Annotated in this window: 5 protein-coding genes and 1 pseudogene; 4 read left to right on the top strand and 2 right to left on the bottom strand. The window is 48.1% G+C overall.

All coding sequences use genetic code 11. From position 1 onward, the window contains the following. The 4 genes and pseudogenes from C7N83_RS15440 to C7N83_RS13365 form a co-directional block, all read left to right on the top strand. Positions 1-229, top strand: a pseudogene (locus tag C7N83_RS15440) (hypothetical protein); the annotation flags it as partial. A gap of 89 nt (positions 230-318) precedes the next feature. After that, a complete protein-coding gene (locus C7N83_RS13375) occupies positions 319-1,074 on the top strand; it encodes an alpha/beta hydrolase (protein ID WP_106743228.1) in 756 nt (251 codons plus the stop codon). A gap of 103 nt (positions 1,075-1,177) precedes the next feature. Continuing rightward, entirely contained in the window at positions 1,178-2,065 is an 888-nt protein-coding gene (locus C7N83_RS13370; RefSeq protein WP_106743227.1) for a DMT family transporter, read from the top strand. Between the two features lie 15 nt (positions 2,066-2,080). Next, positions 2,081-2,437 carry a SpoIIAA family protein gene (locus tag C7N83_RS13365; RefSeq protein WP_106743226.1) on the top strand — a complete coding sequence of 119 codons (357 nt, stop codon included), beginning with the start codon at positions 2,081-2,083 and terminating at the stop codon, positions 2,435-2,437. Between the two features lie 383 nt (positions 2,438-2,820). Here C7N83_RS13365 and C7N83_RS13355 read toward each other — a convergent pair whose 3' ends face one another. Then, positions 2,821-3,087 carry a hypothetical protein gene (locus C7N83_RS13355; RefSeq protein ID WP_106743224.1) on the bottom strand — a complete coding sequence of 89 codons (267 nt, stop codon included), beginning with the start codon at positions 3,085-3,087 and terminating at the stop codon, positions 2,821-2,823. A gap of 48 nt (positions 3,088-3,135) precedes the next feature. Continuing rightward, a complete protein-coding gene (locus C7N83_RS15000; RefSeq protein WP_170064922.1) occupies positions 3,136-3,306 on the bottom strand; it encodes a hypothetical protein in 171 nt (56 codons plus the stop codon). Positions 3,307-3,722: the final 416 nt, after the last annotated feature.

Raw genomic sequence — 3,722 nt, 5'->3', positions numbered from 1 at the left:
GCAGGCGTTGCCTTGTGGTCAGTTGTGTGTCGGCCATGTTGCTTTTTGTTGTCGGGAAAGGCAGTATGCTACCGCATACTGCCTTTTTCTGTTGGTGGAACGTTGCACTTGTCAGGCAAATGTAAGGACATTTTCCGATTTGGATTGGCTGATTGCCGAACATCACCGCACGGGTGAAGGTGAAAATGCCAAATCGGTAATTTATCTGTTGGGACGAAAGGCCGCCTGAAAAGTGAGGTCATCGTTTCAGGCGGCCTTTGTTTGTTTCAGCAACGGCTTTATCATACGTCCGTTAAGAATTGGATGATTGAATCGAACATGGAAAAACTTTTCGACATCAACGAACGCGGTTATAGCGTGCGCTGCAAATTATTTTACGAAAAAGACCTGTATGCGGTGGAAAACGTGGTGATTGTGATGCACGGTTTCGGCAGCAGCAAAGACGGCCGCTCGACGGTGAAATTCGGCGAGCGTCTGATTGCCAAGTATCACAATTATGCCGCGCTGGCGTTTGATTGGCCTTGCCACGGATCGGATGCGCGTAAAAAATTACTGTTAGATGAATGCATTGCTTATTTGGCTTTGGTGGTTAAATATGCGCAAACGCAGCTTAGTGCCAAGCATGTTTATGCTTATGCCAATAGTTTCGGTGGCTATCTCACGCTGAACTACATGGCGCAAAACGGCAATCCGTTTCACAAAGTGGCATTGCGCGCGCCGGCGATTCAGATGTATCAAACGCTGCTTGATAATATGTCGGCGGATGAGCGCAGCAAAGTGCAAAAAGGCAAGGAAGTGTTGCTTGGTTTTGAGCGCAAAATGAAAATTGGTAAGGATTTTCTCGATGCTTTGCATTCGGCAGATGTGATGCGGCATGATTATTTGGACGAGGCGGATAATCTTTTGATTCTGCACGGCACGGCAGACGAGATGACCGACATCGGCGTGTCCAAAAGGTTTGCAGAAAATAATGTAGTTGAGCTGATTGAAGTGGAAGGCGCGGATCATCCGTTTTCCCAACCGAAACACATGGACGTGGCGATTCAGAAAATTATCGGCTTTTTCGCGGATTGAGGCCGTCTGAATGACGGACGATTTTTTATATATGCCATTGAGCCGCGTATTTTCAGACGGCCTTTGTTATAATGTTAACCGATTTATTTTTTGAACTGTCAACATGACTGAAAGCAATAAAGACCTGCTCGGTTCCGCTTGGATTGTTGTGGCTGCGGTGGGCTTTACCATTATGAACCTGTGTATCAAAGCGGCTTCGCAGGAATTCAGCCTCAACAGCGGAGAGCTGGTGTTTTGGCGCATGAGTTTTGCCGCACTGGTGTTGGGTATAATAGCCAAAGCGCGCGGCGAACGCTTTGCCACACCGCATTGGAAACGTCATCTCAACCGCAGCGTGGTTGGTACGATAGCGATGTTGTGCCTGTTTTATGCGGTGATGCATTTGCCGCTGGCCACGGGGGTGACATTAGGCTACACATCGTCGATTTTTTTGGCGGTGTTTTCATTTTTAGTGTTGAAAGAACGCATCGCGCTTTATACACAGGCGGTGTTGGTGTTGGGCTTTATCGGCGTGATGGTGTTGCTGAACCCGTCGTTTGAAAGCGGCCAGGTTTTCCCCGCATTGATTGGTTTGGCCGGTGGCGCGATGTCGGGTTGGGCGTATATGCAGGTGCGTGAATTGTCGCTCTTGGGTGAGCCGGGTTGGCGGGTGGTGTTTTTCCTGTCGATTACCGGCATGGCGGTGTCGGCTGTGTGGGCGAGTTTCTCCGGCTGGCATGCTTTATCGTGGGGCAGTGCACCATATTTGTTGGGTATTGGTAGCAGCGCGACAGTGGCGCAGTTGTGCATGACCCATGCTTATAAGGTGGGCAACAAATTTACCGTGGCATCGTTGTCGTATCTGACGGTGGTTTTTGCTGCCTTATCGGGCATGTGGCTGTTGGGTGATAAAATCACTTGGCAGGAAGTGCTCGGTATGATTATTATTGTGGCTAGCGGTGTATTAAGCGGCATTAAGCCGGTTTGGATAAAGCAGCTTTTTTTCAAATAAAATGAGGAGTAAAAAATGATTTCTATCCGCGAGCAATCTTACGGCCTGAATGTGGCCTTGTACAACGAATTTACACTGGAAGATTTTCATGAGCTGGAGCAGGCTTTGCTCAATTGCAAACAAAAAATCCGCTTGCCCGATATGCTCTTGGATATGACACTGTTGAAAGATTTCACCATTGATATGGCGGTGGAACAGATTAAATTTTTAAACGAACATGAAGACGATTTCGGCCGTGTAGCGGTGGTGACCGACGATATTTGGATTAAACTCGGCGCTCGGTTATCGAGCCTGATTACCAACCAGCATCCGAAATATTTCGACGATGTGGCCGAAGCACAAGCATGGCTGTTAGAACGTAATTCTAAATAATCATTTAAAGGCCGTCTGAACGCCGTGCGGTCGGCCTTTCGCTTTGCAAACTGCATTACTATACAATAACTAGGATTTAAACATGGGCCTTTAGTACACGGTTATTAGCGTGCGCATGAATAGGGTTGAGATACGCAGGGCTATGTCCGCCCGGAAAGTATTGGCGGCGGGAATCCATACTTCCGACCATGCGGCCTGTTACGACGGTTTCGTAAATGAAGGGCTGTTTGGCAAGGCATTAGCGGCAGACAGAAGCCTGTGCGAGCGTATGACTTTGGTGAGTAAATGCAGGATTTCTTTTCCCACTGCGACCTTGCCCGGGATGAAAAGCAAATTTTACGACAATAGCGAGGCTCATATTATCTGATCGGCAGAGCATTCGGTTAGAGAGCTGGATTGCCGTTATCTGGATTTGCTACTGATACACCGCCCATCGCCCTGCCTGGATTGAGAAGAAGTGGCGATGGCGTTCGAAAATCTGCATTCGCGCGATTTGGTGCGCCACATTTTGGTGTGTCGAAATACACGTTAATCCATGCTTCTTCGCTGAAGCAGATCGTCATCGCATCAACCGCATTTTTAATACGCTCAATTTTGCCAGAGCCGACAATCGGCATCATGCCGCTTGGATGGTCGGGCAGCCAAGCCATAGGCCAGCGTGTCGATGCGGGGTTTGTTGAAGGCTTCGCCCGTTTTCACTAAGGCTTGGGCAACACATTGGCTTTGTTCACGCGGCCGTCAAACAATTTGCTGCCCGCCAAATGTGACCACGCCATCGGGTTGACACATTTCTCCAAGAGATAATCCAAGCTGTCTTCTTCAAATGGCGCAATGCGCAAAGGGGAAACTTCAATTTGGTTGGTTGCCAAGGCTTAGTTTATAGTAAGATTGCAACATATTGAATTTTTGAGCAGAATAGTTCGGTATTGCCGGCCGGTTGATACCCGAACTTTGATTTCAAATGTTTCAGACGGCCTTTAGGAACATAGTCCCGGGCCTTTGCAAAAAAACAGATTTGAGCGTAGTTCGAAGTTAGAGCACAGAAAACGCAGACATATGACAAAGATAGGCAAGCTTTCGAGCAACGCATCACCCAAAAATGCACCAAAGACAGGGATTTTACAAAGATCCCGGGGCGTCTGAAAAAATACTTGACCCTGCCCCTATGGTAAGGTTTATATTTACTGTCATCTGGCATCTAATGAGTGAAAGATACGCCAATGGCGGCAACGCCCGTTGGATGCGCTATATCCCTTCATCCGGCCCGATGCCGTCCGCTGTAAAA

The organism is Neisseria iguanae (genome assembly GCF_003013245.1).
GTDB classification, from domain to species: domain Bacteria; phylum Pseudomonadota; class Gammaproteobacteria; order Burkholderiales; family Neisseriaceae; genus Neisseria; species Neisseria iguanae.
This window is presented reverse-complemented; position numbering and strand designations above follow the sequence as displayed.